This is a genomic window from Ramlibacter sp. GS1-15, assembly GCF_057785015.1.
In genome coordinates, this window is record NZ_JBYNTU010000001.1 from 2,244,877 (window position 1) to 2,271,579 (window position 26,703).

The following is a 26,703-nucleotide window of genomic DNA, read 5'->3' on the forward strand; positions in this document are numbered from 1 at the left end:
ACATGAGCCGTCCCATCGAGATCACACCCCCCGGCGGCGCGCCCGGGCCGGGCTTCGACGAGCCTTTCGAGATGCTGCAAGCCTGCCACGAGCGCGTCGGCCGGATGCTGGCGCTGCTGCGCAAGCTGCGCCAGCAGATGCGGGCGCACGGGGCGGACGAGCAGGTGCGCCAGGCCGCGCGCGACGTGATGCGCTACTTCGACGTGGCCGCGCCGCAGCACCATCGCGACGAGGAACTGCACGTGTTCCCCACGCTGGCCGGCCTGCAGGACCCGCAGCTCGCCGAGCTGGTTGCGCGGCTGCAGCAGGATCATGTCCAGATGGATGCGCGCTGGAAACCCGCGCGGGCGCTGCTCGAACAACTCGCCAATGGCGAGCGATCATCGTTCGACGCAGCGGACGACGCGGTGATCGATGCGTTCGCCGACGTCTACGCCGGCCATGTGGAGGCCGAGGAATCGATCGCCTTCCCGCGTGCGAAGGGCGCAATGCAGCCCGAGCGCCTGGCGGCGATGGGCCGTGACATGGCGGGACGGCGCGGCGTGAAGGCGCCGCAGCGCTAGGCCTTTCCTCAGGCGGGCTGGCGCGCGACCAGCACCGGCAGAGGCGACTGGGCGACGACCTTCGCGGCGACGCTGCCGAGCATCAGCCGCGAGATGCCGGTGCGGCCGTGCGAGCCGACGACGATCAGGTCGGAGCCTTCCTCCAGCGCCGTGCGCACGATGCTCTCGGCAGCGCTGACGTCCTCCCCGCGGCGCAGCTGCAGGTCGACGTTGCCGCCGGCGCTCGCGCAAAGGGCGGTGATCCTGGCGTGCGCCTGCGCGGCGTGTTCGTAGGCGTGGCCCATGTAGGACTGGAAGCCCACGGCGCTGGCCTCGCCGACGCCGAGGTAGGGATAGGGATCGATGACGTACAGGGCCGTGAGCCGCGCGCCGCCCTGCCGGGCGAGCGACACGGCCAGCCGGGCCGCCTGCTCGGACGCGGCGGATCCATCGGTGGCAAGCAGGATGTTCTTGAACATGCGTTCATGGTGGACCCGCGCAGCCGCTGGCCATTTGACCTGGCTCAAGCGAAACGCCGGCGCGCGCCGCGCGCGAGAATGGCCGCATGCGCATCCTGCTGGCCGGCGACGTGATGACCGGCCGCGGCATCGACCAGGTGCTGCCGCACCCGTGCGACCCGCGGCTGTACGAACAGTGCGTGCAGGACGCGCGCGATTACGTGCGCCTGGCCGAACAGGCCAACGGCCCGATCGCCGCGCCGGTCGCACCGGAGTACCCCTGGGGCGACGCGCTCGCGACGCTCAGGCGCGAGGACATCGCCTGGCGCATCGTCAATCTCGAAACCGCCGTGACCTGCAGCGACGAGGCCTGGCCCGGCAAGGGCATCAACTACCGCATGCACCCGGCCAACGTCGATTGCCTCACGCAGGCGCATATCGATTGCTGCGCGCTTGCGAACAACCACGTGCTCGACTGGGGCCACGCGGGCCTGCGCGACACCTTGACCACCCTGCAGGCGGCCGGGCTGCACACCGCGGGCGCGGGCCAGGACGCGCCGCAGGCCTGGCGTCCCGCCGAACTGCCGACGACGAAGCACCGGCGCCTGCTGGTCTTCTCGGTGGCGCTGGCCAGCAGCGGCGTGCCCGCCGCCTGGGGCGCGGGCGAAGATCGCGCCGGCATCGCCCGACTGCCCGATCTGTCGGCGGCAGCGCGCGCCACGCTCGAACGTGAAATCGCCCGGCATCGCCAGCCGGGCGACATCGTGCTGCTCTCGATCCATTGGGGCGGCAACTGGGGACTGCAGGTCCCGGCCGAACACCGCGCCTTTGCGCACGGCGTGATCGACGATGGCCTGGTGGATCTGGTCCATGGCCATTCGTCGCACCATCCGCTGCCGTATGAGGTGCATCGCGGCAAGCTTGTCCTCTACGGCTGCGGCGACCTGCTGAACGACTACGAAGGCATAGGCGGGCACGGCAGCCTGCGCTGCGATGTCGGTTGCCTCTACATCGGAACGCTTGCGGATGCCGACGGCACGCTCGAGCGACTCGAGATCGAGCCCTACAAGCTGTGCCGCTTCCGGCTGTCCCGCGCCGGGGCGTCCGAGCGCCAATGGCTCGAGCGCGCGCTCGGGGGCGCCTAGGCCTCGGCGGCGTGGCGCAGCTCCGGGCCGACCCCGATGGGCGCGGGCGCGGCGAGCACGATGCGCGTGAAGAGCCTCTCGTACGCCGGGTGGCGCAGGCCGCCGGCGAGCGGGTCGCGCTCGGCCTCGAAGGCACGGTCGAGCTCGATCCACTCGTCCTCGTGCAGCACTTCGGCTGCGACGGGCAGCACCTCGGTCTCCTCGATGCGCATGTGCTCCAGGTAGAAGCGCACGTAGTCCTGCAGGCTGGCGAGGAAATCGTCGCGCCGCGAATCCCCGAGCAGCTCCCACGCCAGCAGCTGGTGCTGCAGCTCGCGGATGCGCGCTTCGCCGTGCATGTGTTCCGTCTCGAGCCGCCGGATGACGGGCATCACCTGTGGCGCGTGCCGCGCGACCTTGGGGAACAGCAGGTTCGACTCGTTCGGGTGGTGCCGCTTCTCGGGAAACTCGTCGATGTAGAACAGCATCGCGCGCAGCACGTCGAAGAAGCGCTCCGGCTCGTCACCCGGGCCCTGTTCGGCGAGCGGCTTCAACGATCGCAGCACGGCCGCGAGCGCGGCATGTTCCTCGACGATGGTCTTCAGGGCGGTGTGCCCGGACTGCTTCATGGCGCCTCCGTTGTCGGTCAGTGGATCGGGGTATCGAACACCCGCTTGAGGCCGTCGAGGTCGAGGATGCGGATGTGCTTCTTGTCCACTTCCAGCAGCCGTTGCTGCTGGAACGAGGAGAAGGTGCGGCTCACCGTCTCGAGCTTCATGCCCAGGTAGCTGCCGATCTCCGCGCGCGACATGCGCAGGTGGAACTCGTTGGCCGAGTAGCCGCGCGCCTTCATGCGCTGCGACAGGTTCAGCAGGAACGCCGCGAGGCGCTCGTCGGCGTTCATGCTGCCCAGGAGCACCATCAGGCTGTGCTCGCGCACGATCTCGCGGCTCATCAGGCGCGCCATCACCATCTGCAGGTTGGCGCTGTGCTGCGCCAGCTCGTTCAGGTGCGCATAGGGGATCGCGCAGACCTCGGTGTCCTCGAGCGCGACGGCCGTGCTGGCGTGCTTGCCGGCGGCGACGCCGTCCAGGCCCATCAGCTCGCCGGCGATCTGGAAGCCGGTCACCTGTTCACGGCCGTCGGCCAGCGTCAGGCACGATTTGAAGGTGCCGGTGCGCACCGCGTAGACGAACTGGAACTTGTCGCCTTCACGGTAGAGCGTCTCGCCCATCGCCACCTTGCGCCGCCCGAACATCAGGCCATCGAGGCGCTCGACTTCGGAGCCCGTCAGCCCGCACGGCAGGCACAGGTCCTTCAGGTGGCAGGTGGAGCACAGCGTCTTCAGCGGCGCCACCGCGGTGGCGCGGGCGGTCGTCGGCACCGGGGCGATGCGGATGGTGCGCTCGGAAAGCTGGGCGGTCGCGATCATGGGATTCTTCCTTGTCTTCAGGGATTCAGGGCATGGGGCGCAGCCTGCACGGCGGCGGCGAGCTGGTCGAACTCGGTCGACTTGTCGAGGAACCGGCTGGCGCCCGCGGCCATGTAGCGCTTGCGGTAGGCCGACTGGGAGTTGTTGGAGAACACGACGAAGGCGATGCCCGGCTGCGCCGATCGCACGGCGCGCAACACCTGCAGGCCCTGGCCGCCGTCGAGCTGCACGTCGAGCACCACGACGTCGGGATGCGTGGCCAGGATGCCGGCTATGCAGTCTTGCGGCGTTTCGCCTTCGCCCACCACCGTCGCGGCCGGTGCGAGCATCCCGGCGACGCGGGCCCGGATCGGGCCGGAGTCGTCGGCGAGGAACACCCTCAGGGTGGGAGCGGATACGGCGCTGGGCATGCCGTAACTGTCGCAATTTCGCGGACGCCGCGACATCGGCGCCGGCTGAATCGGGCCCTCGGTGGACTCCGGTTGGCGGCTAGGAATATTCCTAGACGTCTTCGTCCGCCAGGCCGTGGCGGATGGCATAGCGCACCAGCTCGCTCTGGTTCGCGATCCCCAGCTTTTGCATCAGGTTCGCCTTGTGCGTGCTGACGGTCTTCACCGAAAGCTTCAGCGCCGCGGCGATCTCGGTCACCGAAGAACCCGCGACGAGCTGGCGAAACACCTCGAACTCGCGGTCCGACAGCGATTCGTGCGGGGCCGCCGCGGCGCCGCCGGGCATGGCGCCCAGCGCGAGTTGCTCCGCCACTTCGGCACTGATGTACGCCCCACCGGCTGCGATCTTCTGGATCGCCTGCACCAGTTGCGCCGGCGCGCTTTCCTTCGTGAGGTAACCGCTTGCGCCCGACTTGATCGCGCGCACCGCGTACTGCGTCTCCTGGTGCATCGACAGGACCAGGATGCGCAGCTTCGGCTTCTCGGCCTTCACCAGCTTGATCAGCTCCATGCCGCTGCGGCCCGGCATCGACAGATCGAGCACCAGCACGTCGAAGTCGCGCTCGCGCACGAGCTTCATCACCTCGCTCCCGTCGGCCGCTTCGGCCTCGACCTGCAGGCCCGGTGCGTCGGAGACGATGCGCTTCAGGCCTTCACGCACGATCGCGTGGTCGTCGGCGATCACGAGCCGGATCATGCGCCCTCCTTTTGCACGGGGATGAAGGCGTCGATGGTGGTGCCCTGCCCCGGCTGGCTGTGCACGACGACGCTGCCCTTGAGCAGCTGCGCCCGCTCGCGCAGGCCCGCCAGGCCCATCGACGCCGGCTTGCGCGCCGCATTCACGTCGAAGCCGATGCCGTTGTCCTGCACCTTCAGGCGCAGCCCGCCCTCGACGGGCGCGATCGAGACCGTGACCTGACGGGCCATCGCGTGCTTGCCCACGTTCGCGAGCGATTCCTGCACCATGCGGAAGACGGCCGTGGCGTGCGGCTCGGCGAGCTCGAGATTCTCGTCGGCATCGAGCGTGCAGGCGATGCCGGTGCGCTGCCGGAAGTTCTGTACCAGCCAGTCGATCGCGGGCATCAGGCCCAGGTCGTCCAGCACCAGCGGGCGCAGGTCGGCCGCGATGCGGCGGGTCGAAGCGACGGCGGCGTCCAGCATGCCCAGCATGCCGTCGATCTTCGCGCGCGCGCCCTGCGGATCGCCCGCGAGCTGGTCCTTCAGCCAGATCGCGTCCATCTTCAGCGCCGTGAGCGACTGCGCGAGCTCGTCGTGCAGCTCGCGCGCGACGCGGCTCTTTTCCTGCTCGCGGATGGCGCTGGCCTGCTTGGCGAAGGCGGCGAGGTCCTCCTGCGCGCGCACCCGCTCGGTCACGTCGCGCAGGATCACCGTGTAGAGCTTGCCCTCCTCCGGTGTCGCGATCTGCGAGATCGACGCCTCCATGGGGAACTCCTCGCCGCTGCGGCGCAGCCCGCGGATCACCATGTCGCTGCCCATGCGCCGCGAGGTGATGCCGGTCGCGCCGAAGCGCTTCATGTGGCTGCCGTGGCCGGGCCGGAAGCGCGCCGGCAGCAGCATGTCCAGCGGCTGGCCGACCACCTGCCGCTGCGGCCAGCCGAAGATCTTCTCGGCCGCGCGGTTGTACATGACGACGCGCTGATCCTCGTCCACGGTGATGATGCCGTCCATCGCCGAATCGAGCAGCCCCGCCAGCCGCGCGGCCAGGCGCGCCTGCGCGTTCTCGGCGCGCACGCGCTCGGTCACGTCGCGCAGGATCACCGTGTAGAGCTTGCCCTCGGGCGTGTCGAGCTGCGAGATCGACGCATCGACCGGGAACTCGTCGCCGCTCTTGCGCAGCCCGAACACCACGGTGCTGCCGCTCATGCGGCGCGAGGTGACCCCCGTGGCGCCGAAGCGGCGCACGTGATCGGCGTGCGAGCCGCGGAAGCGCTCGGGCAGGAGCATGTCCAGCGACCGGCCGCGCACTTCCTGCAGGCTCCAGCCGAAGATGCGCTCGGCCGCGCGGTTGTACATCACGACGCGCTGCGCCTCATCCACCGTGATGATGGCGTCCATCGCCGAGTCGAGCAGACCCGCCAGTCGTGCGGTGGTGACCTGGTCGTGGGTGAGCTGGGTGGGCACGGGCGGTAAATTCCTTGGGGGGAATTTACCTCAACGTCCCGGGCATCCTTCGGGCCGCTCGGCCGGGTCGAACGGACATTCGTTGATTTCTGCCGGCGTCATGCGCAGCAGCATGGTGAAGGCGCAGGCAGCGAAGCTCACCGCCCAGAAGACGAAGAACGCAGCGGTATAGACCGCCTGGCGCGACCAGCCGAGCGGCTGGCCGGCCCAGTGCAGCTCCAGCGGGTCGGCCACCGCGAACACGATCACTTCCAGCAGGCACGCCGCCATGAACGCCGGCCAGGCGACACCCATCAGGCGCTGGGTCCACATCGCGTGCTCCTCACGGTGCGTTCCTGCCCGGTTGCACGGGAGTGGCCGCGTGGTTGCGGCCCTGCAGCGCCGGCAACAGCGCGCGCTCGCGGGCGAGCTGCTTGTTGATCTCGATGCCGCGGCGGTAATAGTCCTCCGCCACCACCGGGTCGGGCGATACGACCGCGATCCACGCCGTCACCAGGCCGGCGACGACCACCGCGGCTGGCCCGGAGATCAGCAGCCACACGTGGCCGTGCTTCCACCACGGCTTCGCATCGATCTGCTCTTTCATCGCTTCTCTCCTTTCATCGCGGCACGAGGAATGCCGACTTCTCGCTGACGTGGTCACCGCCGTGCTCGGCGGCGACGCGGAAATGGATGGTGTGCGAGCCGGGCTCGGCCGATCCGTAGGGGATGCGCAAGCGCACCGGCACCCAGCGCGATTCGGCGGGGCCGACCTCGACCTCGTCGTCGGACGCGACCTCCAGGCCCGGCAGGCCGCTCGCGCTGATGCGGTATTCCTGCTTCCGCTCGGTCGCATTCATGATCTGCAGCCGGTAAACGTTCTCGAGCTTGCCGCCTTCGACAATGCGCGAGAGTGCGGCGCGGTCGCGCACCACGTCCACTTTCAGCGGCGTGCGCAGGGCGAGACTCAACGCGACGGCGAAGCACAGCGCACCGAGCACCGTGGTGTAGATGAGCACGCGCGGGCGCAGGATGTGGCGAAGGATCTCGCGCTCGCCCCAGCCCTTCTTCATGGCGTTCTGCGTGGTGAAGCGGATTAGCCCGCGCGGATAGCCCATCTTGTCCATCACGCCGTTGCACACGTCGATGCAGCCGGCGCAGCCGATGCACTCGTACTGCAGGCCGTTGCGGATGTCGATGCCGGTGGGACAGACCTGCACGCACAGGCTGCAGTCCACGCATTCGCCCAGGCCCAGGCCCTTGAAGTCGGCCTGGCGCGAGCGCGAACCGCGCGGGTCGCCCCGGGCGGCGTCGTAGCTGACGATCAGCGTGTCCTTGTCGAACATCGCACTCTGGAAGCGCGCGTACGGGCACATGTACTTGCACACCTGCTCGCGCAGGAAGCCCGCGTTGCCGTAGGTGGCGAAGCCGTAGAAGAACACCCAGAACACCTCCCACGAGCCCATGCGCGTCTGCAGGAACTCGAACATCAGGTCGCGGATGGGCGTGAAGTAGCCGACGAAGGAGAAGCCGGTCCACATCGCCAGCATCGCCCACAGCAGGTGCTTGAACCACTTCTTCACGAGCTTTTCGAGCGACAGCGGCTGGCCGTCCAGCTTCATGCGCGCGGTGCGGTCGCCTTCGACCTTGCGCTCGATCCACAGGAACATCTCCGTGTACACGGTCTGCGGGCACGAGAAGCCGCACCACAGGCGCCCCGCCACCGCCGTGAAGAGGAACAGTGACAAGGCGCTGATCACGAGCAGGCCCGTGAGGTAGATGAAATCCTGCGGGTACAGGACCCAGCCGAAGATGTAGAACCGGCGCGACGCCAGGTCGAACAGCACGGCCTGCCGCTCGCCCCACTGCAGCCACGGCAGGCCGTAGAACACGATTTGCGTGAACCACACGAACGCCCAGCGCCATTGGGCGAAGCGGCCCGTGACGGCCCGCGGGTAGATCTTCTTCTGCGCTTCGTAGAGGGACTGCGTTTCGCCGGCTTCAGCGGCGATCGGGACGATGGGGATGACTTTCACGTTCCCCATCTTGCGGGAGCATCCGCTGCTCCCGCTTGATTTATGTCAGCCCGGGGCGGGTCCGCGGACGCCGGATAGCCGGATCACTCCATGTCCCCCGCCGCAAGGCCGGCCTACGCCGCCCTTGCGAGCTCCGCCTTTACTTCCGTGATCCGGCTACCCGGCATCCGCGAACCTGGGCACGCTCGCTTTGTGCGTCACTCGTGATTGAAAATCCGCGCGTCGGCGGTTCGATTCCGCCCCAGGCCACCAGAATTCAGGGGCAACCGTTCTCGGTTGGCCTTGAATTCTGGCTTTCCCCGCGCCACACGGGATCGCGGCACGTTTTGTCGGGGTCGAAGTGGGCGTGGCCAGCGCCATTCCCTGTTCGGTCAACACGTACTCGACGTGTCGCACTCCGCGAAGATCGGCCCATGTGAGTCAATCGTTCATGGGCGCTCGGCCGTTATCATCCAGTAGATGATCCGCCTTTCAGTCAAATTGAGTTGACCGTTGCGCTTGCGTTCCGGCACGTCTTCGCCGAAGACGAGTTCGTCGGCCAGCTTGTTGGGCGGCGCTCCGCGCGCCAGCTTGCTTCGCTCGATCACCACGTCACTGTAGTTGGTCCAGTCGCGAATACGGAACCCCGCAGTTTCAAACTGGGCGCGCATAACGTCTTCGGAAACGAGGAAATTGGTTGAGGCGTCATAAGCCCACATCAAAGGGTAGAGGATGTCGCCACCGGGACCGACCGAAAATTCGGTAGAGGTAAACAATCCGCCCGGCCTGAGCACTCGAAAAGCCTCCGCGAGAAACCCCGCCTTGTCGGAGATATTCATGGTGACGTTCTGGCACCAGACAATGTCGAAGGCCTTGTCGGGATATGGAAGATCGAGCGCATCGCCGATTTGCAGAACGACACGGCCGGAAAGGCCGCAGCGCTCGGTCAAGACCTGTCCGGTCTCTATCAGTTCCGGCGTCAGGTCGATGCCGTCCACTCGGCAGCCATAGCTGTTCGCGAGGTAGCGTGCCGGTCCACCCATGCCGCAGCCGATATCGAGGACGCGGCTATCCCGATTCAGCGTAATCCGCTCCGCTTGGTCGCGTGTGGTCGCCAATCCGCCCGAATGGAGGTGCTCGACGGTCGCCAGTATGTCAGGGGTGAGGTTCTGCGGGTCGTGTCCCAATTCAGTGAGAACGGCGTCGATCCGTGCAAGCACACCACGCCGCGTCCACTGATCCTGAACATCCCCAGTTCCTTCAGCCATCGGTCTTGCCTCCCGCTCTATCGCGTCATGGCGTCGATGAAACTGTGGGATTGCCAGACGTCGGCGATCGGCCGAAGGTGATCGATCGCATCCTGATGCATCTCTTCGCTGCCGGAGGTGCAGCAATCTTCAAGTACGAGGCAGCTGTAGCCGCGGTCGATCGCCGACCATGCCGTATTGGTGACGACAAAGTTTGTGGCGACACCGGTGAGAACCAGATCGGTTATCCCACGGGTCTTAAGCGCATGATCGAGGCCCGAGCCGGCAAACGCACTGATATGACGCCCCAGGATGACGGGTTCGCCTTCCTGGCGCACCAACGCGTCGTGAAGTTCATACCCCCAGGCACCGGGACGAAGGACTTCGCCCGCCTCATGTTCAGCGGCGACGAACTGGCAGAAATCGCCCCGCCGCGGGTACCGGTAATCGCTGGGGGATAAATCCAGTTTGACATACGCGATGAAAATGCCATTTTCGCGCGCCGCGTTCAGAACGCGATTGATGTTGTCGAAGAGGTTCGTCTTCTTCACCATCTCGGCAAAACCAGTGTGTTGCGCGACTGCAGATGCCGGGTCCGTCATGTGTTTCTGCAGGTGCAGCCCGAGTACAGCCATCTTTGCCGCTTCGATGCGCTCCGCCATGCCAGCTCCTCACGTTCCAATGGCCAACTGCCGGTTAATGATCGCGAGAACCCGTAAAAAATAAAGAAAATCCTTGTGTTTCTATAAGAAAGAATCCCGTCCGATCGTGTACCCGGTGCTGACGGGCGACACGGCGCACGGCGGCTGACCACCATTCCGAAGTTCATAAAGAAGTCTGGGCAAACAATCTTCCGGCAAACCACGGTCACTGTAGAACAGGAACTATTCAAGCCAGTCACCCCTGGCCCGAACCTGGCCCAGCTTGGAGCAATGGGAACGGCGCAGCCTCCGACCGGTGCGCCGGAGGAATCACAACTGTCGGGCGCGAAGATCGAAGGACTGCTCGACGAGCGCGCAGCATTAGATGCCAAGCCTATCGAAGCGGCTTGACGCACTCCCCAATTCGCGAACGCATATAGCACTCTGTCATGTCGCGGTTTTTATGCGGAAGGGGCTTCTGGCAGTGAGGGAGGTCGCCGGTACCGTTCGGTTCTTCGGCAGATTGCCACGAGTGTGCCCCGGCTCACGCCGGTGAGGCGCCCTTCACCCGGAAGTAAAGGCGGAGCTCGCCGGCGGCCCGCAGGGGCCGCCGGCGGCGGGGGACATGGAGGGTGGAGGGCGCCTCGCCGGCATGAGCCCGCCCACTGGCGCAACAAGCACTAGGGCCGAGAAGCCACCTTGTTCGACAGCCCCCAGACGTACGACGCGAGCACATGGATCTGCGCGTCCGTCAACTTGCCCTGCTGCGCGGGCATGACGTTGGTCTTGCCGTTGTTGACCATGTTGATGATGGCCTGCTCGCCGTAGCCGTGCAGCCAGGTGTCGTCGGTGAGGTTGGGCGCACCAATCGCCTGGTTGCCCTTGCCGTCGACGCCGTGGCAGGCGGCGCACGCCGTGAACTTCTCCTTGCCCAGCTGGGCGCGTAGGGAATCGTGGGGCGCGTTGGACAGCGACAGCACGTAGTTGGCGACGTTCTTGACGTCCTCGGGCGAGCCCACGGCCGCGGCCATCGGGGGCATCTGCCCGATGCGGCCCTTCGTGATCGTCTCGACGATCTTGTCGGGCGTGCCGCCGTGCAGCCAGTCATGGTCCGTCAGGTTGGGAAAGCCCTTGCTGCCGCGCGCGTCCGAGCCGTGGCACTGCGCGCAGTTGTTCATGAACAGGCGCTCGCCAATCGCCATGGCGTTCGCGTCGCCGGCCACTTCCTCGATCTTCTTCGCCGCGAACTGCGCGTACAGCGGGGCCAACTCCCTGTCGGCCTGCGCCACCTCGGTCGCGTGCTCGTTCACACTCGTCCACTTCAGCTGGCCCGGGTAGGTGCCCAGGCCCGGGTAGGCGGCCAGGTAGAGCGCGCCGAACACCAGCGTGATCACGAACAGCCACATCCACCAGCGCGGCAGCGGGTTGTCCATCTCGATCAGGTCCTCGTCCCAGACGTGCCCGGTGGTGTTGTCGGCGTGGGCGGCCACCCTCTTGCGCGCCGTCACCCACAGCAGGATCGCGCAGCCCAGGATACCCAGCACCGTGGCGCCGGCCACGTAGACCGACCAGAATTCCGCATTGAAGTCGCTCATGATGTCTGCCCTAGTCCTGGGTGAAGGGAATCTGCGCGGCACTGTCGAAGCCGTCCTTGTTGCGGCGGGCGAACGTCCACGCGAGGATGCCGAGGAAGACCACGAAGCACGCCACGGTGGCGGCGATGCGAAGGGTGTTGATGTCCATGCCCTGCTCCTACTTCAGTGCGAGCCCGAGGCTCTGCAGGTACGCGATGAGCGCGTCCTGTTCGGTCTTGCCGCGCACGTCGTCGGCGGCCTTGGCGATCTCGGCGTCGGTGTACGGCACGCCCACGGTGCGCAGCGCCTTCATGTGGGCGGGCATCACGGCCGCGTCGACCGGCGTCTTCTCGAGCCACGGGTAGGCCGGCATGTTCGACTCCGGCACCACGTCGCGCGGGTTGTTCAGGTGGATGCGGTGCCAGTCGTCGCTGTACTTGCCGCCCACGCGATGCAGGTCGGGGCCGGTGCGCTTGCTGCCCCACTGGAACGGGTGGTCGTAGACGAACTCGCCGGCCACCGAGTAGTGGCCGTAGCGCAGCGTCTCGGCGCGGAACGGCCGGATCATCTGCGAGTGGCAGTTGTAGCAGCCCTCGCGCTGGTAGATGTCGCGGCCCGCCAGCTGCAGCGCGGTGTAGGGCTTCACGCCCTGCACGGGCTCGGTGGTGGACTTCTGGAAGAACAGCGGCACGATCTCGACGGCGCCGCCGACGGCGACGACGATCAGGATCAGCACGATCATCAGGAAGTTGCTGGTCTCGACCTTCTCGTGCGAGAAGCCGCCGGTACCGGTGGTGGTATTGCTCATGGTGTCGTTTTCCTTACGCGGCTTGCGGCATGGGGATCGCGATGCGCACCGAGCGGCCGCCCGCCACGGTCATCCACGTGTTCCAGGCCATGATCACCATGCCCGCGAGGTACATCAGGCCGCCGATCACGCGGATCACGTAGAAGGGATAGGTCGCCTTCACCGATTCGACGAAGGTGTAGGTGAGCGTGCCGTCCGCGTTGATGGCGCGCCACATCAGGCCCTGCATCACGCCGGCGATCCACATCGCGGCGATGTACAGCACGATGCCGATCGTCGCGATCCAGAAGTGCAGCTCGATCGCCCGGGTCGAATACATCTTCTTCTGGCCGAACAGGCGCGGGATCAGGAAGTACAGGCAGCCCATCGAGATCAGGCCGACCCAGCCGAGCGCGCCGGAGTGCACGTGGCCGATCGTCCAGTCCGTGTAGTGCGACAGCGAGTTCACCGTCTTGATCGACATCATCGGGCCCTCGAACGTGCTCATGCCGTAGAACGAGAGCGCGACGATCATGAAGCGCAGCACCGGGTCGTCGCGCAATTTGTGCCACGCGCCCGACAGCGTCATCATCCCGTTGATCATCCCGCCCCAGCTCGGCGCGAGCAGGATCAGCGAGAACACCATGCCCAGCGACTGGGTCCAGTCGGGCAGCGCCGTGTAGTGCAGGTGGTGCGGGCCCGCCCACATGTACGTGAAGATCAGCGCCCAGAAGTGGACGATGGAGAGGCGGTAGCTGTAGACCGGGCGCTCGGCCTGCTTGGGGACGTAGTAGTACATCATCCCGAGGAAGCCCGCGGTGAGGAAGAAGCCCACCGCGTTGTGGCCGTACCACCATTGCACCATCGCGTCCTGCACGCCGGCGTACGCCGAGTAGGACTTCATCCAGCCCGCGGGAACTTCGGCGCTGTTCACGAGGTGCAGGATCGCCACCGCCAGGATGAAGCCGCCGTAGAACCAGTTGGCCACGTAGATGTGCTTGACCCGCCGCATGCCCACCGTGCCGAAGAACACGATGGCGTAGGCGACCCACACCAGCGTGATCAGGATGTCGATCGGCCACTCGAGTTCCGCGTACTCCTTGGACGTCGTGTAGCCCAGGGGCAGCGAGATCGCGGCCGCGACGATCACCGCCTGCCAGCCCCAGAAGGTGAACGAGGCGAGCCGGGGCATGAAGAGCGGCACATGCGACGTGCGCATCACGCAGTAGTAGCTGGTCGCAAAGAGCGCGCAACCGCCGAACGCGAAGATCACCGCGTTGGTGTGCAGCGGGCGCAATCGCCCGTAGGACAGCCACGGTATGCCGAAATTGAGTTCGGGCCAGGCGAGCTGCGCGGCGATGAACACGCCCACCAGCATGCCCACCACGCCCCACACGACCGCCATCAGCGAGAACTGGCGGACGACGGTATCGTTGTAGGTGACGGCGGGTGCGGAGTTGTCTGTCATGGGAACACCTTCGATCGTGATGTGCCGAGTCTCCCTTCCGCCGTCGGGGTCGGATTTGATGGATGTCAATCCGTGTGGAGAATGCGCTCGCCCTCGGCCTCGATCGCATCGAACTGGCCGCGCCACACCGCCCAGCCGAGCGCACCGAGAATGAGCAGGCCGAGCGCCACCGACAGCGGAATGAGCAGGAACAGGATGTCCATTCAGTTTTCTTTCGCGAAACTTGCAAGCCGCGCGGAATTGGCGACGACGAAGAGGGAACTCGCGGCCATGCCCAGGCCCGCGAGCCAGGGCGGCATCGCACCGAGCGCCGCGAGCGGCACGCACACCAGGTTGTAGGCGGCGGCCCAGGCGAGGTTCTGGCGCACGACGGCGCGTGCGCGGCGCGCGTGCCGCAGCAAGATCGGTACCGCCTCGAGATGCGCGGCCGGGAGCACGAAATCGGAACGCGCCTGCGCGAGCGGCACGCCGGAATCGATGGCCATCGAGACGTCGGCGCGCGCGAGCACGGGGCCGTCGTTCATGCCGTCGCCCACCATCGCGACCCGATGGCCTTCGGCCTGCAGGAGCCCGACGTGCGCCAGCTTGCCTTCCGGCGACTGGCCGGCCCGCACCTCCTCGATGCCCACGCGCTGCGCGAGGCGCTCGGCCGCCTGGCGCCGATCGCCCGACAGCAGCTGCACGCGCAATCGCTGGCCGCGCAAGGCGGCGATCGCATCCTGCGCATCGGGACGCAAGGCTTCATCGAGCTCGAAGCTCGCGAGCCAGCCGGCATCATCGGCCAGGTGCACTGGCGCTGCCGTCGAATGCGCCGCCGGTGCGCCGCAGAAGGACGCGGACCCGAGCCGCATGCGGCGCGGCTGCGACACCGACTCACGACTCACGTCGCCTTCGATGCCTCGGCCCGCGATCTCGCGCACCTGGACTGCGCGCCAGCCCCCCGCATGGTCGGCCGCCTGCACGATGGCACGCGACGCAGGATGCAGCGATTCGCGCGCGAGCGCGCAGGCCTGCGCGAGCACCTGGGCGCGGTCGGCGCCCGGGCGCGTCACCACCGCCGCGACGCCGAGGTGCGGGCTCGTCAGCGTGCCGGTCTTGTCGAAGACGACGACGTCGATCTCGGCACAGGCCTCGAGCGCCTGCAGCCGCCGCACGAGGATGCCGCGGCGGGCCAGCGCACCGGCCGCGGCGAGCGTGGCTGCCGGCGTCGCGAGCGACAGCGCGCACGGGCACGTGACGACGAGCACGGCGATCGCGACACCGATCGCATGCGATGCTCCCGCGGACCACCACCACGCGCCGGCCGCGGCGCTCGCCAGCAGCACGCCGACGAGGAACGGCGTCGCGATGCGGTCGGCCAGTTGCGCGGCACGCGGCTTCTCCACCGAGGCGCGCTCCATCAGCGCCACGATCTCTGCGAAGCGCGTCTGCGCGCCGCAGCGTCTGACTCGAACGACCAGCGGGCTCGAGAGGTTGTGGCTTCCCGCGACCACGGCATCGCCGGCACCGCGCGCGACCGGCTTCGATTCGCCCGTCAGCAGCGCTTCGTCGAGCGCGCCGACGCCGTCGAGCACCTCGCCGTCCGCAGGCATCACCTCACCCGGCAGCACGCGGACGGTGTCGCCCGGTGCGAGCCGGCGTACCGCCACGCGCTCGAACGCGCCGTCAGGCCCACGCCGCTCCACGGTGTCGGGCAGGCGCCGTGCGAGAGCCTCCAGTGCACCCGCCGTGCGATCGCGCAGCCGCTGCTCGAGCAGGCGGCCGGAGAGCAGGAAGAACACGAACATCGTGATCGAGTCGAACCAGACCTCGCGTCCGAAGACCGTCTGCGCGTCGAAGGTCGCCGCCGTGCTCGCCGTGAAGGCGATCGCCAGCCCCAGCGCCACCGGCACGTCCATGCCCACGCGCGCATGGCGCAGGTCGCGCCACGCGGACTGGAAGAACGGGAAGCACGAGAAAGTGATGACGGGCAGCGTCATCAGCCAGGACGCCCAGTGCAACAGGGCTTCGATGTCCGGCGTGATGTCACCGGGCGCCGCCACGTACGCGGGCGTCGCGTACATCATCACCTGCATCATGCAGAAGCCGGCGACCAGCCAGCGCCACAGCAGCACACGCTGGGCGCGCCTGCGCGGCGCCGAGGTGAACAGGTCGCCGGCCGGCGAGGCGCCATAGCCCGCGCGGCTGAGTGAATGCCACCAGGCCGAAGGCTTTCCCTCGGCCGCGTGCCACGTCAGCCGCGCGGTGGCCGTACCGCCATTCACCTCCACCGACTTCACCCCCGCGCACGAAGCGAGCGCTTCTTCGACGGCGAGCGAACAAGCCGGGCAATGCATCCCTTCGATCGCGATGTACGACTCCCACGCGCCGGCTTCGCCCAGCTCGCGGCTGAACGAGGGCCACTCGGCGGGATCGTCGAGCGCGACGGCGAAGGCTTGCATGCAGCAAGGCTAACGACGCCGCTCCCCTGCCCGTTTGACTTCCATCAAACGAAGCCCCGCCCGCAGCTCCTACCCTTCTGGACAACAGGAAAGGAGCGCCCATGTACCGCAGGATCCTCGTGGCCACCGACGGCTCGGCATTGTCGAAGAAGGCCGTCACCAGCAGCATCGGGCTCGCGGCTGCCACGGGCGCCGAACTGGTGGCGGTGAACGTCGTGCCGCGTTACCCCACCAGTTATTTCGAAGGCGGCATCTCCATCCCGGTCGAAGCCGTGGCGCGGACCGAGAAGCGCTGGGCACAGGACGGGCAGGCGATCGTCGACGCCGTGCGCGACCAGGCCCAGGCGCAAGGCGTCAAGTCGAAGTCCGTCATCGCGCATTCGGACCTCGTCGCAGAGTCCATCATGGCGGCGGCGCGCCGCAACAAGTGCGACCTGATCGTGATGGCATCGCACGGCCGCAAGGGCATCAAGCGCGTCCTCCTGGGGAGCGAGACACAACATGTGCTGACCCACAGCGCGATCCCTGTCCTGGTCCTGCGCTGAACATTTATGATGCGGGCGATGCCCGCCACGCGCGCTTCCGCCCGTCCCACCGCCCGCAAGAAGGCGCCGACCCGCGCCGACGCGTCGGTGCTCGTGCTTCGCAAGCTGCGGCTGCTGTTCAACTCGGTGAAGGGGCATTTCCGCGAGGTCGAGAAAAAGGCCGGCGTCGCAGGGGCGCAGGTCTGGGCGCTGAGCGTGATCCGCGACCGGCCGGGCGTCGGCGTGAACGAACTCGCGAAGGCGATGGACATCCACCAGTCCACCGCGAGCAACCTGCTCAAGCCCCTGATCGAACAACGCATGGTGATCGCCAGCCGCGACGAATCCGACCGGCGCGCGCTGCGGCTGAAGATCTCCGCGCGCGGATCGGCTGTGCTGAAGAAGGCGCCGGCGCCGGTCACCGGTGTCCTGCCGCATGCGCTGTCCAAGCTGGACCTCGAAACGCTCATGCGCCTCGACCGAGACCTGGCGGGGCTGATCGCCGAGCTGGACACGGACAGGCGCGCCGCACGGCTGCCCCTGGGCCAGCCTGAGTAGACCGGTTCCGTTATATTGGTGCAGCGGCGCTGGGGCGCCGCTTTACTTTGCATCGATGCGACCCCCGATCCCCGAGGAGCTCAGGCGTTTCATCCTGACCAGCATCCCTTCGGTCCCGTATCTGGAGGCGATGCTCCTGCTGCGCGCCGAGCCCGGCGCACCATGGGACGCGCCCATGCTCGCGCGGCGCCTGTACGTGACGCCAACCCGGGCGGCAGAGCTGCTCAAGCAGCTGGCCGAGGCTGCCTTCATCCATCCGGGCGCCACCGGCTGGCAGTGGCGGCCCGAGCCCGAGGCGGCACGGCGCATCGACCGCCTCGCCGCGGCCTACTCGGACAACCTGCTCGGCGTCACCGAGCTCATCCATTCGCGCGAAGACCGGCGCGCACAGCACTTCGCCGACGCTTTCCGTTGGCGCAACGACGGCCGGGACACGGAGCACTGAGCGATGGGCGCCCTGATCTACTTCCTGTGCGCGCTGACGGCGTTCGCCTGCGCATCACTGCTGTGGCGCGCGTGGCGCGGCAACCGCGTGAGCCTCCTGTTCTGGAGCGCCCTGTGCTTCATCGGCCTCACGGCCAGCAATGTGCTGCTCGTCATCGACAAACTCGCCCTGCCGGACGTCGACCTCACGCCGCTGCGCTCGACCGTCACGCTTTGCGCGCTGCTGCTGCTCATCTTCGGCCTGGTGTGGGGGGAGGAGCGATGAGCCCGCTCTCGGCGTTCCTCGGCGGCGCGATCTCGCTCGCATCGCTGGTCGTGGCACTCTTCTTCCTGCGTTTCTGGCGCGCGACGCGCGACACATTCTTCCTGTATTTCGCACTGTCGTTTGCACTTGAAGGCGCGAGCCGGGCCGTCTCGGTGATGCTGTACCTGTCGGACGACAACCCGGCGTTCTACGGCACCCGGGTGCTCGCCTATGGACTGATCATCCTCGCGATCTGGCAGAAGAACCGCAGGTAACTCTTCATTGCAGCGGGGCCGGGCAAGCTCAGGCTCGGCCGAAAGCAGATACATTGGGGCCAATGCAATCACGCACGGGCCGATGAAGACTTTCCGCCTCCAGCTCCGCTTCCTTGCGCCGCTCACGCTTGTCGTCGCGGCCACCGCCTACCTCTCGGTGCCGCTGATGGACCAGCTCACGCTGCGCTGGTTCGCGCGCGACCTCGACATGCGCGGCGCGCTCGTCGCCAACACGCTGTCGGATTCGGTGGCCGAGGCCTTGCAGGAGAACAAGCTGCGCAAGCTGCAAGGCCTGTTCGACCGCGTCGTGCAGGACGAGCGCCTGGTGGCGCTGGGCTGGTGCTCGCCCGATGGCGAGGTGCTGCGCGGCACCAAGCTGTTCCCGAAGGACCTCACTTGCGAGCGCGCCGCGCAAGTCGCGGCCGCCCCCGCGCCGGAGCTGAAGATCGAAGGCGGCCCGGTTCACGTCAGCGTGCACCCGATCACCACCGACGAGGGCCCGGTGGGCAGCCTGGTGCTGATGCACGACATGAGCTTCATCGAACGCCGCAGCCAGGACACGCGCCAGTACCTGATCGCCCTGATCGGCGGCCTGGGCGCGGTGATCGCGCTGATCACCGTCATCGTGGCCCAGCTCAGCTGGCGCGGCTGGGTCTCCGGCGCGCGTGCCCTGTTGCGCGGAGAAGGTCTCGTGCGTCCGCTCACGCCTGCTGCGCCCGAACTCGCGCCGGTCGCGGCGGAGCTGCGCCAGCGCCTGCGCGACCTGCAGGACGACTATCGCCGCTCGCAAGGGCCGGGACTGGAATGGACCGCCGAGCGGCTGCAATCGCTGCTTCGCTCGCACCTGCGCGGCGACCAGGTGATCGTGGTCTCGAACCGCGAGCCGTACATCCACGAGGATCTCGATGGCGAGCTCATCGTGCAGCGCCCGGCCAGCGGCCTCGTCACGGCCGTCGAGCCGATCATGCGCGCATGCGCAGGCACGTGGATCGCGCATGGCAGCGGCAGCGGCGACCGTCGCGCGGTCGACCGTCACGGCCGCGTGGCCCTGCCCCCGGGACGCAACGACTACCAGCTGCGTCGCATCTGGCTCACGCCCGAACAGGAGAAAGGCTATTACGACGGCTTCGCGAACGAGGGGCTCTGGCCCTTGTGCCATGTGGCGCACGTGCGGCCGGTGTTCCGCGCCTCGGACTGGGAGCGCTACGTCGAGGTGAACCAGATGTTCGCCGATGCGGTCGTCGCCGAGGCCCGCAGCGCCGACCCGGTGGTGCTGGTGCAGGACTACCACTTCGCGCTGCTGCCGGCCATGGTGCGCGCGAAGCTGCCGCGCGCCACCATCCTGATGTTCTGGCACATCCCGTGGCCGAACCCCGAATCCTTCGGCATCTGCCCGTGGCGCGAGGAACTGCTCAAAGGCATGCTGGGCAGCACCATCCTCGGCTTCCACACGAAATTCCACTGCCAGAATTTCATCGCCACGGTGGACCGCCATCTCGAGGCGCGCATCGAACACGAACATTCGACGGTGAGCTTCGGCGGAGCGCCGACGCTGGTCGAGAGCTACCCGATCTCGATCGAGTGGCCCACGCCCGAGGAGACGCGCCACTGGCCGAGCCCGTCGCAGTGCCGCGCGCAGCTGTGCACGCGCCTGGGCATCCCGCAAGGCCACCAGTTGGTGGTCGGCGTCGATCGCTTCGACTACACCAAGGGCATCCTCGAGCGCCTGAACGCCGTGGAGCGCCTGCTGGAGAAGTACCCGTCGGCGCGCGAGCGTTTCACCTTCGTGCAGGTCGCCGCGCCGACGCGCGGGGCCCTGGACGAATACCGGACCTTCCGCGAGCGCATCGAGCGGGCCGCCACGCGCATCAACGAGCGCTTCCCGCGGCGCGACGGGCCCGTCGTGCGCCTGCTGGCCACGCACCACGATCGCGAGCACATCATGCGGCTGTACCGCGCGGCCGACGTGTGCCTCGTCACCAGCCTGCACGACGGCATGAACCTGGTGTGCAAGGAGTTCGTGGCGGCACGCGACGACGAACGCGGCGTGCTGGTCCTGAGCCGCTTCGCCGGCGCCGCACGCGAAATGCCCGAGGCGCTGATCGTCAACCCGTACCACGTGGAGGAAGTGGCCGACGCGATCCGTGCCGCGCTGGACATGCCTGCGGCCGAGCAGCGTGAGCGCATGGCCACTTTGCGCAGCACGGTGCGCGAGCACAACGTCTATCGCTGGGCGGGGCGCATGCTCACCGACGCCGGGCACCTGCGCCTGCGCGAACGCGTCTCGGAGCGCGTGCGGCGCTTGCAGCCCGCCCCGATCGAAACGCCCTGAACGAACGTCAGGTTGTCAGCGGAATGACCCGCATGATGGCGACCGAGTCGCCGCGGTTTTCCGTCGTCTCGGGCATGCCTTTCATGCACGACCACACGTCGTTGGTTTTGGCGACGAACTGCTTGCCGGGACCCTGGTCGACGGCCAGCTCGCCTTCCAGGCATTGGCACACCATGTCGCTCGCCATGGATGGGTTGGAATACTTGGATTTCGGCTGGAATACGAGGTCGAGCGCGCTGACGTTCGCGTACGCCGCGATCTCCGATTTCCGTTTGGACAGATCCACGCGCCGCACGCCCGGGGCGACTTGTTCGCCCGCATCGGGGCCATAGCGCTGCCCGGCGGCATTCGCCGCCACAGGGATCACCGGCGACAGGGCTACAGCCGTCACGGCAAAGCCGAGCGCAGATCGACGATTCATGCTGTCCATGATGGGCCCTCCCGCCAAGGTCGCACACACCGTGCGAATCCAGTATAGGCAGCGCCATCCTGAATACAAATTTCGCGTCCGGCATCGGGACCTTGCCCCCGGGCGCTCGTTAAGAGTTTCCTAAGGCGGGCTTCCCACCATGGCGGCACAAGGAGGTCGTCATGAAAATCCTGTGTGCCGCATTCGCGGCAGCCGTGCCGCTGTTGAGCGGCGCGGCCTCACCCACCCAGATCGCCGACTCGTACGCCGCCGCAGCCGCAGCCCCGCCATCCGTTGCACGGGGCCAGCAGTTCTTTGCCTCGACGCATGGACGCGAGTGGTCGTGCTCTTCATGCCACGGCGAGATGCCGACCGGCACGGGCCGGCACGCCCGCACCGGCAAGCCCATCGAGCCGCTCGCACCCGCAGCCAATCCCGCCCGCCTCACCGATCCGGCGCGCGTGGAGAAATGGCTGCGCCGCAACTGCAACGACGTCGCCGGCCGCCAGTGCAGCGCCCAGGAAAAGGCCGACATCGTCCTCTGGTTGACGAGGCTCAAGCCATGAAGCGGGCGGCGATCCTAAAGTTGCTGTTGGCCGCACCGTGGATGGCACCCGCTGCCTTTGCCGGCGAACGCCCGACCGGGCCGATGTTGCCTGCCTACAAGCAGGAGTGCTCGGCCTGCCATATCGCCTATCCGCGCTCGATGCTGCCTGCGTCGTCGTGGCAGCGAATCATGTCCAACCTGACACATCACTTCGGCACCGACGCTTCGATCGACGATGCGCAGGTGAAGCAGCTCGCGAGCTGGCTGTCCGCGGGTGCTGCGCCCCAGCGGGAACCGCCGCCCGAGGACCGGATCACCCGAAGCGCCTGGTTCGTGCGCGAGCACGCGGAGGTGCCCGCCGGCGCCTGGAAGCGTCCGTCCGTGAAGGGCGCGTCGAACTGCGCCGCGTGCCACACCCAGGCCGATCAAGGAGATTTCAATGAACGCAACATCCGAATCCCGCGCTGAGCGCGTCCTCGTGTGGGACCTGCCGGTGCGCATCTTCCACTGGCTGCTGGTCGCGAGCTTTGCAGGCGCATGGCTCACCGCGGAATCCGAACAGTGGCGCCTCGTGCACGTGACTCTGGGCTATACGGTCGCTGCACTGGTGTGTTTCCGCATCGTCTGGGGTTTCGCCGGGACGCGCTACGCGCGCTTTGCGCAATTCGTCAAGGGACCGTCCGCTGTCGTTGCCTATGTGAAGTCGATGTTCGCGGGCAAGCCCGCGCACTTCATCGGTCACAACCCGGCAGGCGCGATCGCGATCATCGCGCTGCTGGTGCTGGCCGCCCTGGTCGCGGTCACCGGATACGCCAGCTACAACGAGATCGGCGGCGAGTGGCTCGAAGAGGCGCACGAGGCGCTTGCGAATGCGATGCTCGGCGTGGCGATCGTGCACGTTGCCGGCGTCGTCGTCGGCAGCTTCCTCCACCGCGAAAACCTCATAGTTGCGATGTTCACAGGCCGCAAGGCCGGCGCGGCGAGCGATGCCATTGCGTCACCGCGATGGGGAACGGCCCTGGCGTTGCTGGCGATCGTCACGGGCGTGTGGTGGTTCCAGTCGACGCAAGGCGTCGTGGATGGCGCCAGGGCCGGCACGCAACGCACGGAAGTCCACGAACAGGAGGACGACTGACATGCGAATCCTGCTGGCCGAGGACGACGCGCTGCTGGGTGACGGCCTGCGCGCGGGACTGCGCCAGCAGGGCTTCCAGGTGGACTGGGTGCGCACCGGGGACGCGGCCGAGCGCGAACTGCGCAGCGAGCCCTACTCGGCCGCCGTGCTGGATCTCGGCCTGCCGCTCCTGGATGGCATGGACGTCCTGGCGGCCATCCGCCGTGCCGGCATCAAGGTGCCCGTGCTGGTCCTGACCGCGCGTGACGCCGTGCCGGATCGCGTGCAAGGCCTGAACACGGGCGCCGACGACTACGTCGTCAAGCCGGTCGATCTCGATGAACTCGGCGCCCGCCTGCGCGCGCTGGTCCGGCGCGCGCACGGTGTCGCGCAGGACAGGCTGCGGGTGGGCGCGATCGAGCTCGATCCGGCGGCGCGCACGGTTCGCTGCCGCGGCCAGCTCGTCACGCTGGCGGCGCGCGAGTTCGACCTGCTGCACGCCCTGATGCTCAATGCGGGCCGGGTGATGTCGCGCGAGCAGCTGGAGCAGCACCTCTACAGCTGGGGACAGGAAGTGGGGAGCAACGCCATCGAGGTGCATGTGCATCACCTGCGGCGCAAGCTGGGAACGTCTGCGATCCGGACCGTCCGCGGTATCGGCTACACGCTGTCCAGGGAATCCTCCTGATGCGCCTTCCCTCGTCGATCCAGGCCCGCGTTCTCGCGCTGGTGTTCGCCGCGTCGGGACTGCTGTGGGCGTCGGTCGCGGGCATCGTCTGGGTGGACACCCGGCACGAGCTCGATGAACTGCTCGACGCGCATCTGGCCCAGGCCGCATCGCTGCTCGTCGCGCAGCAGCTGCCGGAACTCGAGGAGGGGCACGGCATCGACGCGCCGGTCCTCCACCGCTATGCGCCAAAGGTCGCCTTTCAGGTGTTTCACGAAGGCCGCCTCGCCCTGCGTTCGGCCAATGCCCCTTCGCGACCGATGCTCGCGCCGCAGGGCATCGGAAACAATGAGTTCAGGACCGTACCGATGGAAACGGGCTCATGGCGAGTGTTCGCCACCCGCGGTGCAGCAAGCGACATCCTCGTGCTGGTGGCGGAAGACGTGCACGGGCGCGCCAGCATCCTCGCCGCCGTGATGCGCACCACGCTCGGTCCCTTGCTGCTCGGTCTTCCGCTGCTGGCCCTGGCCTTGTGGTGGAGCGTGCGCCAGGGCTTGCTGCCCCTCAACGACATTGGCCGTGCGCTCGCATCGCGCCGGCCCGACGACTTCTCCCCCGTGGCCCGCAACGACGCGCCGACCGAGATGCAGCCCATGCTGGACGCGCTCGATCACCTGCTCTCGCGCATCTCGACGCTGATGGAATCGGAGCGGCGGTTCATTGCGGACGCTTCGCACGAGTTGCGCACGCCGCTGTCGGCGATCCGCGCGCATGCGCAGGTGGCGCTGGCCGAAGTCGACCCCCGGCTGCGGCAGCACGCGCTGGAAGCAACCATCGAAGGCTGTGACCGTGCGGCGCGCTTGGCGGAACAGTTGCTCGCCTTGTCGCGGCTCGATGCCGGGCTGGATTCAACAGGTCAGCCCGTCGAGCTTGGAGCCCTCGCGCGAGGTGTGCTCGCCCAGGTCGCGACCGGCGCCATTGCAAAGCAACAGGACTTGCGATTCGCCGCGCTCGATGAGCGGCCGTGCGTCGTTTGCGGCGATCCGGCGCTGATCGGCGTCCTCCTGCGCAACCTGGCGGACAACGCGATCCGCTACTCGCCTTCGAAGGCGACGATCGTCGTCTCCCTCCAGCGTGAGGCCGACCGGATCGCGCTGGTGGTCGAAGACAGCGGGCCCATGCCCTCCGAGCAGGACGTCACGCGATTTGGGGAGCGATTCTTCCGGGCACCCGGCACCGATGGGGCAGGCAGCGGCCTCGGGCTGTCCATCGTGTCGCGGATCGCCGAGCTGCACCGCGCGAAGCTCGAGTTTTCGCGCTCGGGAGAATGGGGCGGGCTGCGCGCAAGCGTCAGCTTTCCTCGGGCGCCGCAGCGATCGGCATAGGTGGATTCCTAGCGGATACCGGCGAATATCCCGGAGCGGTTCGGAATCTGCCGAGCGTCCGAATCAGGCGGTTCCGATGGCCGCTGCGAGGCGGCCCGCCCATAGTTGCATCAGCCATCAGCGTATAGGAGATGTGAGATGCAAACCGCCACTGCTTCCGATTTCCAGCTCCACTACCGCTCCCTTTTCGACCCAGGTCGCGGATTCGCGTTTCCCTGCGATGCGCAGGGGCACGTCGACCTTGATCGGCTGGGCGACCGCGCGCGCAACAACTACCTGTATGCCCGAGCGATGGTGGGCAAGGAGCTCACGCTGCCGGCCGTCGAGTATGCGCATCATTGAAGCCGGCGCGTCACGGCCCGAGGCGCCGGCGCAGCCACCCGAGGAACGGCGTGGCGTTGGCACGTCAGTTCTGGGCCTGCCAGCTCCCATCGGGCTGGCGGCATGCGGTGCCGTGCACCTTCTCCGCGCGTCCGCCGATCACCGTATCCATCGTGTATTCGCGGCAAGGTCCTTGGCTGGTCTTGTAAGTGCGGGTGGGAACGACCGTGTACTCGCGGCCGGTATCCGGGTTGCGCCAGCTCACCGGCTCGCCCGTGCGCGAGATTTCCAGGGCCTGCGCGGCCTTCAGGCGATCCGTCTCGTCCATGTTGCGCCCGACCGCGTTGCCGATCGCGCCACCCGCGACGGCGCCGACGATGGTCGCGGCACTGCGGCCACTGCCCTGGCCGAATTGCGAGCCGATCACGCCGCCGACGACGGCGCCGACGACGGAGCCCGCCTGCTCCTTCTGGCGGTCGGGCGCCGTCTCGCATGCCGCAAGCAGGAACACCGGAACCACGATGACGAGGGCGAGATCTCTGTACTCCATGAAACTTCTCCTGAGGTGCGCGTACATGCACTCTGGGCCACCGGTGGCACCAGGCACTTGACTCGCGTCAACTCGCGGCCTGGCTCCCGCACAGGCGCACCCTGGTCATTGGGTGAGTTGATCGGCATCAACATCCCGCACCGGGAGCGCAGTTAGATGGAGTCACCCACCGAAAGGAGCGATCCATGAGCGACCTCATCCTGCTGTCCCACCCGGTATTCGGCGTGCTTGGCTTGCTCAGCACGGTCTGGTTCTTCGTCGAAGCCCTGAATGCGAGCGAAGCCAACGCCCAGCGCCTGCGCTGGGCCGCGCTCTCGGTCGCGGTGTCCATGGGCCTGGTCTGGCTGGCCGGCGGCTATTGGTACACGCATTTCTACGGCCCTGACAAGGCACTCATCCTGAAGGGTCCGATGCCTTGGGCGCACAGCCTCGTCATGGAGACGAAGGAGCACCTGTTCTTCGTGGCGCTGGTGCTGGCGCTCTATCTGCCGATCGTCGCACGCCAGCGCCTGTTCGCGAATGCCGGCGCCCGCACGATGGCCCTGTCGGTGGCGGCACTGGTCGCCCTGATGGCCCTGGCCCTGGAAGGCGGTGGCGCGCTGATCAGCTTCGGCGCCAAGGCCGCATTGATGCACGCATGATCGAAGGAGAGACGTCATGACCAACCACGTCCTGAGAACGGAAAGCACCTACATCGAAGTGCACGGCCGCGCCGCCGTGTCCGAAGGGCAGATGGACCGCGCATCCACGGCGTTCGGCCTGTCCGCGGCGGCCACGAGCGTGTTCAACACGCTGCTGACGTGGGCCAAGGAAGCCTACGAGCCGCTGCACGGTTTCATGGCTTCGCTGACGGGGCACCACTGGACCACCCATGGCATTGCGGACGTGCTGCTGTTCGTCGCGCTCGGTCTCGTGCTGCTGAACACCAGCGTCCCCGACCGCATCGAGTCCAGGACCGTCATCGCCACGCTGATCTCGTGCGTGGTGCTCTCGGGGCTGGGTCTGGTGGCTTGGTTCGTTCTGTCCTAGTGACT

Annotated in this window: 35 protein-coding genes; 16 read left to right on the forward strand and 19 right to left on the reverse strand. The window is 67.5% G+C overall.

The features are described from left to right. Positions 1 to 2: 2 nt before the first annotated feature. Positions 3 to 563, forward strand: coding sequence for a hemerythrin domain-containing protein (locus AC3EF3_RS11250; RefSeq protein ID WP_488532238.1), 561 nt, complete (start codon positions 3 to 5; stop codon positions 561 to 563). Positions 564 to 571: 8 nt separating this feature from the next. Here AC3EF3_RS11250 and AC3EF3_RS11255 read toward each other — a convergent pair whose 3' ends face one another. Beyond that, the gene (locus tag AC3EF3_RS11255) at positions 572 to 1,021 is read right to left on the reverse strand and encodes a universal stress protein (RefSeq protein ID WP_488532239.1); all 450 of its coding nucleotides are present in this window, start codon (positions 1,019 to 1,021) and stop codon (positions 572 to 574) included. 86 nt (positions 1,022 to 1,107) lie between these two features. Here AC3EF3_RS11255 and AC3EF3_RS11260 point away from each other — a divergent pair, with 86 nt between their 5' ends. Beyond that, entirely contained in the window at positions 1,108 to 2,145 is a 1,038-nt protein-coding gene (locus AC3EF3_RS11260; protein WP_488532240.1) for a CapA family protein, read from the forward strand. Here the strand turns inward: AC3EF3_RS11260 and AC3EF3_RS11265 are convergent. The 16 genes from AC3EF3_RS11265 to AC3EF3_RS11340 all read right to left on the reverse strand — a co-directional run bounded on the left by AC3EF3_RS11265 (position 2,142) and on the right by AC3EF3_RS11340 (position 16,299). Further along, positions 2,142 to 2,753, reverse strand: a complete 612-nt coding sequence (locus AC3EF3_RS11265) for a hemerythrin domain-containing protein (protein WP_488532241.1) — start codon at positions 2,751 to 2,753, stop codon at positions 2,142 to 2,144. The two genes, AC3EF3_RS11260 and AC3EF3_RS11265, sit on opposite strands and share 4 nt — an antisense overlap. 17 nt (positions 2,754 to 2,770) lie before the next feature. Next, on the reverse strand, positions 2,771 to 3,556 hold the full coding sequence (gene fnr, locus AC3EF3_RS11270; RefSeq protein ID WP_488532242.1) for a fumarate/nitrate reduction transcriptional regulator Fnr: 786 nt from the start codon (positions 3,554 to 3,556) through the stop codon (positions 2,771 to 2,773). 17 nt (positions 3,557 to 3,573) lie between these two features. Then, on the reverse strand, positions 3,574 to 3,966 hold the full coding sequence (locus tag AC3EF3_RS11275; RefSeq protein WP_488532243.1) for a response regulator: 393 nt from the start codon (positions 3,964 to 3,966) through the stop codon (positions 3,574 to 3,576). Positions 3,967 to 4,057: 91 nt separating this feature from the next. Further along, positions 4,058 to 4,702: a response regulator gene (locus tag AC3EF3_RS11280; protein WP_488532244.1), complete on the reverse strand. Its 645-nt coding sequence runs from the start codon at positions 4,700 to 4,702 to the stop codon at positions 4,058 to 4,060. Further along, positions 4,699 to 6,147: a PAS domain-containing sensor histidine kinase gene (locus AC3EF3_RS11285; protein ID WP_488532245.1), complete on the reverse strand. Its 1,449-nt coding sequence runs from the start codon at positions 6,145 to 6,147 to the stop codon at positions 4,699 to 4,701. Before AC3EF3_RS11285 ends, AC3EF3_RS11280 begins: the two co-directional genes overlap by 4 nt. Positions 6,148 to 6,177: 30 nt before the next feature. After that, a complete protein-coding gene (locus AC3EF3_RS11290) occupies positions 6,178 to 6,459 on the reverse strand; it encodes a hypothetical protein (protein WP_488532246.1) in 282 nt (93 codons plus the stop codon). A gap of 10 nt (positions 6,460 to 6,469) precedes the next feature. Beyond that, positions 6,470 to 6,733, reverse strand: coding sequence for a FixH family protein (locus AC3EF3_RS11295; protein WP_488532247.1), 264 nt, complete (start codon positions 6,731 to 6,733; stop codon positions 6,470 to 6,472). 13 nt (positions 6,734 to 6,746) lie between these two features. Beyond that, entirely contained in the window at positions 6,747 to 8,162 is a 1,416-nt protein-coding gene (gene ccoG / locus AC3EF3_RS11300; protein WP_488532248.1) for a cytochrome c oxidase accessory protein CcoG, read from the reverse strand. A 428-nt stretch (positions 8,163 to 8,590) separates the two neighbouring features. Further along, the gene (locus tag AC3EF3_RS11305; RefSeq protein WP_488532249.1) at positions 8,591 to 9,409 is read right to left on the reverse strand and encodes a methyltransferase domain-containing protein; all 819 of its coding nucleotides are present in this window, start codon (positions 9,407 to 9,409) and stop codon (positions 8,591 to 8,593) included. 17 nt (positions 9,410 to 9,426) lie between these two features. Beyond that, positions 9,427 to 10,050, reverse strand: a complete 624-nt coding sequence (locus AC3EF3_RS11310; protein ID WP_488532250.1) for a cysteine hydrolase family protein — start codon at positions 10,048 to 10,050, stop codon at positions 9,427 to 9,429. A gap of 659 nt (positions 10,051 to 10,709) precedes the next feature. Further along, complete coding sequence (gene ccoP, locus AC3EF3_RS11315) at positions 10,710 to 11,624, reverse strand: cytochrome-c oxidase, cbb3-type subunit III (RefSeq protein WP_488532251.1); 915 nt, start codon at positions 11,622 to 11,624, stop codon at positions 10,710 to 10,712. Between the two features lie 10 nt (positions 11,625 to 11,634). After that, on the reverse strand, positions 11,635 to 11,772 hold the full coding sequence (locus tag AC3EF3_RS11320) for a cbb3-type cytochrome oxidase subunit 3 (RefSeq protein ID WP_488532252.1): 138 nt from the start codon (positions 11,770 to 11,772) through the stop codon (positions 11,635 to 11,637). A 9-nt stretch (positions 11,773 to 11,781) separates the two neighbouring features. Beyond that, entirely contained in the window at positions 11,782 to 12,411 is a 630-nt protein-coding gene (gene ccoO, locus AC3EF3_RS11325; protein WP_488532253.1) for a cytochrome-c oxidase, cbb3-type subunit II, read from the reverse strand. A gap of 13 nt (positions 12,412 to 12,424) precedes the next feature. Further along, positions 12,425 to 13,858: a cytochrome-c oxidase, cbb3-type subunit I gene (ccoN, locus tag AC3EF3_RS11330; RefSeq protein ID WP_488532254.1), complete on the reverse strand. Its 1,434-nt coding sequence runs from the start codon at positions 13,856 to 13,858 to the stop codon at positions 12,425 to 12,427. Between the two features lie 65 nt (positions 13,859 to 13,923). Beyond that, entirely contained in the window at positions 13,924 to 14,061 is a 138-nt protein-coding gene (gene ccoS / locus AC3EF3_RS11335) for a cbb3-type cytochrome oxidase assembly protein CcoS (protein ID WP_488532255.1), read from the reverse strand. Then, positions 14,062 to 16,299: a heavy metal translocating P-type ATPase gene (locus AC3EF3_RS11340; RefSeq protein WP_488532256.1), complete on the reverse strand. Its 2,238-nt coding sequence runs from the start codon at positions 16,297 to 16,299 to the stop codon at positions 14,062 to 14,064. Positions 16,300 to 16,400: 101 nt separating this feature from the next. Here AC3EF3_RS11340 and AC3EF3_RS11345 point away from each other — a divergent pair, with 101 nt between their 5' ends. The 6 genes from AC3EF3_RS11345 (at position 16,401) to AC3EF3_RS11370 (ending at position 20,676) form a co-directional block, all read left to right on the forward strand. Beyond that, entirely contained in the window at positions 16,401 to 16,844 is a 444-nt protein-coding gene (locus AC3EF3_RS11345) for a universal stress protein (protein ID WP_488532257.1), read from the forward strand. A gap of 18 nt (positions 16,845 to 16,862) precedes the next feature. Next, positions 16,863 to 17,381, forward strand: coding sequence for a MarR family winged helix-turn-helix transcriptional regulator (locus tag AC3EF3_RS11350; RefSeq protein ID WP_488532258.1), 519 nt, complete (start codon positions 16,863 to 16,865; stop codon positions 17,379 to 17,381). Between the two features lie 55 nt (positions 17,382 to 17,436). After that, on the forward strand, positions 17,437 to 17,826 hold the full coding sequence (locus AC3EF3_RS11355) for a hypothetical protein (RefSeq protein WP_488532259.1): 390 nt from the start codon (positions 17,437 to 17,439) through the stop codon (positions 17,824 to 17,826). A gap of 3 nt (positions 17,827 to 17,829) precedes the next feature. Further along, positions 17,830 to 18,090: a DUF5985 family protein gene (locus tag AC3EF3_RS11360; protein WP_488532260.1), complete on the forward strand. Its 261-nt coding sequence runs from the start codon at positions 17,830 to 17,832 to the stop codon at positions 18,088 to 18,090. After that, the gene (locus AC3EF3_RS11365; RefSeq protein ID WP_488532261.1) at positions 18,087 to 18,344 is read left to right on the forward strand and encodes a DUF5985 family protein; all 258 of its coding nucleotides are present in this window, start codon (positions 18,087 to 18,089) and stop codon (positions 18,342 to 18,344) included. Before AC3EF3_RS11360 ends, AC3EF3_RS11365 begins: the two co-directional genes overlap by 4 nt. A gap of 82 nt (positions 18,345 to 18,426) precedes the next feature. Further along, entirely contained in the window at positions 18,427 to 20,676 is a 2,250-nt protein-coding gene (locus AC3EF3_RS11370; protein WP_488532262.1) for an alpha,alpha-trehalose-phosphate synthase (UDP-forming), read from the forward strand. A gap of 7 nt (positions 20,677 to 20,683) precedes the next feature. Here AC3EF3_RS11370 and AC3EF3_RS11375 read toward each other — a convergent pair whose 3' ends face one another. Beyond that, the gene (locus AC3EF3_RS11375; protein WP_488532263.1) at positions 20,684 to 21,106 is read right to left on the reverse strand and encodes a hypothetical protein; all 423 of its coding nucleotides are present in this window, start codon (positions 21,104 to 21,106) and stop codon (positions 20,684 to 20,686) included. A 161-nt stretch (positions 21,107 to 21,267) separates the two neighbouring features. On the opposite strand from AC3EF3_RS11375, the gene AC3EF3_RS11380 reads away from it, so the two are divergent. The 6 genes from AC3EF3_RS11380 to AC3EF3_RS11405 all read left to right on the forward strand — a co-directional run bounded on the left by AC3EF3_RS11380 (position 21,268) and on the right by AC3EF3_RS11405 (position 25,140). Beyond that, positions 21,268 to 21,651, forward strand: coding sequence for a DUF1924 domain-containing protein (locus AC3EF3_RS11380; RefSeq protein WP_488532264.1), 384 nt, complete (start codon positions 21,268 to 21,270; stop codon positions 21,649 to 21,651). Further along, positions 21,648 to 22,100, forward strand: a complete 453-nt coding sequence (locus AC3EF3_RS11385; protein ID WP_488532265.1) for a diheme cytochrome c — start codon at positions 21,648 to 21,650, stop codon at positions 22,098 to 22,100. Before AC3EF3_RS11380 ends, AC3EF3_RS11385 begins: the two co-directional genes overlap by 4 nt. Then, entirely contained in the window at positions 22,072 to 22,767 is a 696-nt protein-coding gene (locus AC3EF3_RS11390) for a cytochrome b/b6 domain-containing protein (protein WP_488532266.1), read from the forward strand. The genes AC3EF3_RS11385 and AC3EF3_RS11390 overlap by 29 nt, the downstream gene beginning before the upstream one ends. Before the next feature lies 1 nt (position 22,768). Then, on the forward strand, positions 22,769 to 23,434 hold the full coding sequence (locus AC3EF3_RS11395) for a response regulator (RefSeq protein WP_488532267.1): 666 nt from the start codon (positions 22,769 to 22,771) through the stop codon (positions 23,432 to 23,434). Next, positions 23,434 to 24,798 carry an ATP-binding protein gene (locus AC3EF3_RS11400; protein WP_488532268.1) on the forward strand — a complete coding sequence of 455 codons (1,365 nt, stop codon included), beginning with the start codon at positions 23,434 to 23,436 and terminating at the stop codon, positions 24,796 to 24,798. The genes AC3EF3_RS11395 and AC3EF3_RS11400 overlap by 1 nt, the downstream gene beginning before the upstream one ends. Before the next feature lie 138 nt (positions 24,799 to 24,936). Further along, positions 24,937 to 25,140: a hypothetical protein gene (locus tag AC3EF3_RS11405; RefSeq protein WP_488532269.1), complete on the forward strand. Its 204-nt coding sequence runs from the start codon at positions 24,937 to 24,939 to the stop codon at positions 25,138 to 25,140. Between the two features lie 64 nt (positions 25,141 to 25,204). On the opposite strand, the gene AC3EF3_RS11410 is transcribed toward AC3EF3_RS11405, so the two are convergent. Then, positions 25,205 to 25,669 (reverse strand): RT0821/Lpp0805 family surface protein, encoded by a 465-nt coding sequence (locus tag AC3EF3_RS11410; RefSeq protein ID WP_488532270.1) that lies wholly within the window; start codon positions 25,667 to 25,669, stop codon positions 25,205 to 25,207. A gap of 185 nt (positions 25,670 to 25,854) precedes the next feature. Between AC3EF3_RS11410 and AC3EF3_RS11415 the strand changes: the two genes are divergently transcribed. Then, positions 25,855 to 26,310 (forward strand): hypothetical protein, encoded by a 456-nt coding sequence (locus AC3EF3_RS11415; RefSeq protein WP_488532271.1) that lies wholly within the window; start codon positions 25,855 to 25,857, stop codon positions 26,308 to 26,310. 16 nt (positions 26,311 to 26,326) lie between these two features. Continuing rightward, the gene (locus tag AC3EF3_RS11420) at positions 26,327 to 26,698 is read left to right on the forward strand and encodes a hypothetical protein (protein ID WP_488532272.1); all 372 of its coding nucleotides are present in this window, start codon (positions 26,327 to 26,329) and stop codon (positions 26,696 to 26,698) included. Positions 26,699 to 26,703 lie beyond the last annotated feature (5 nt).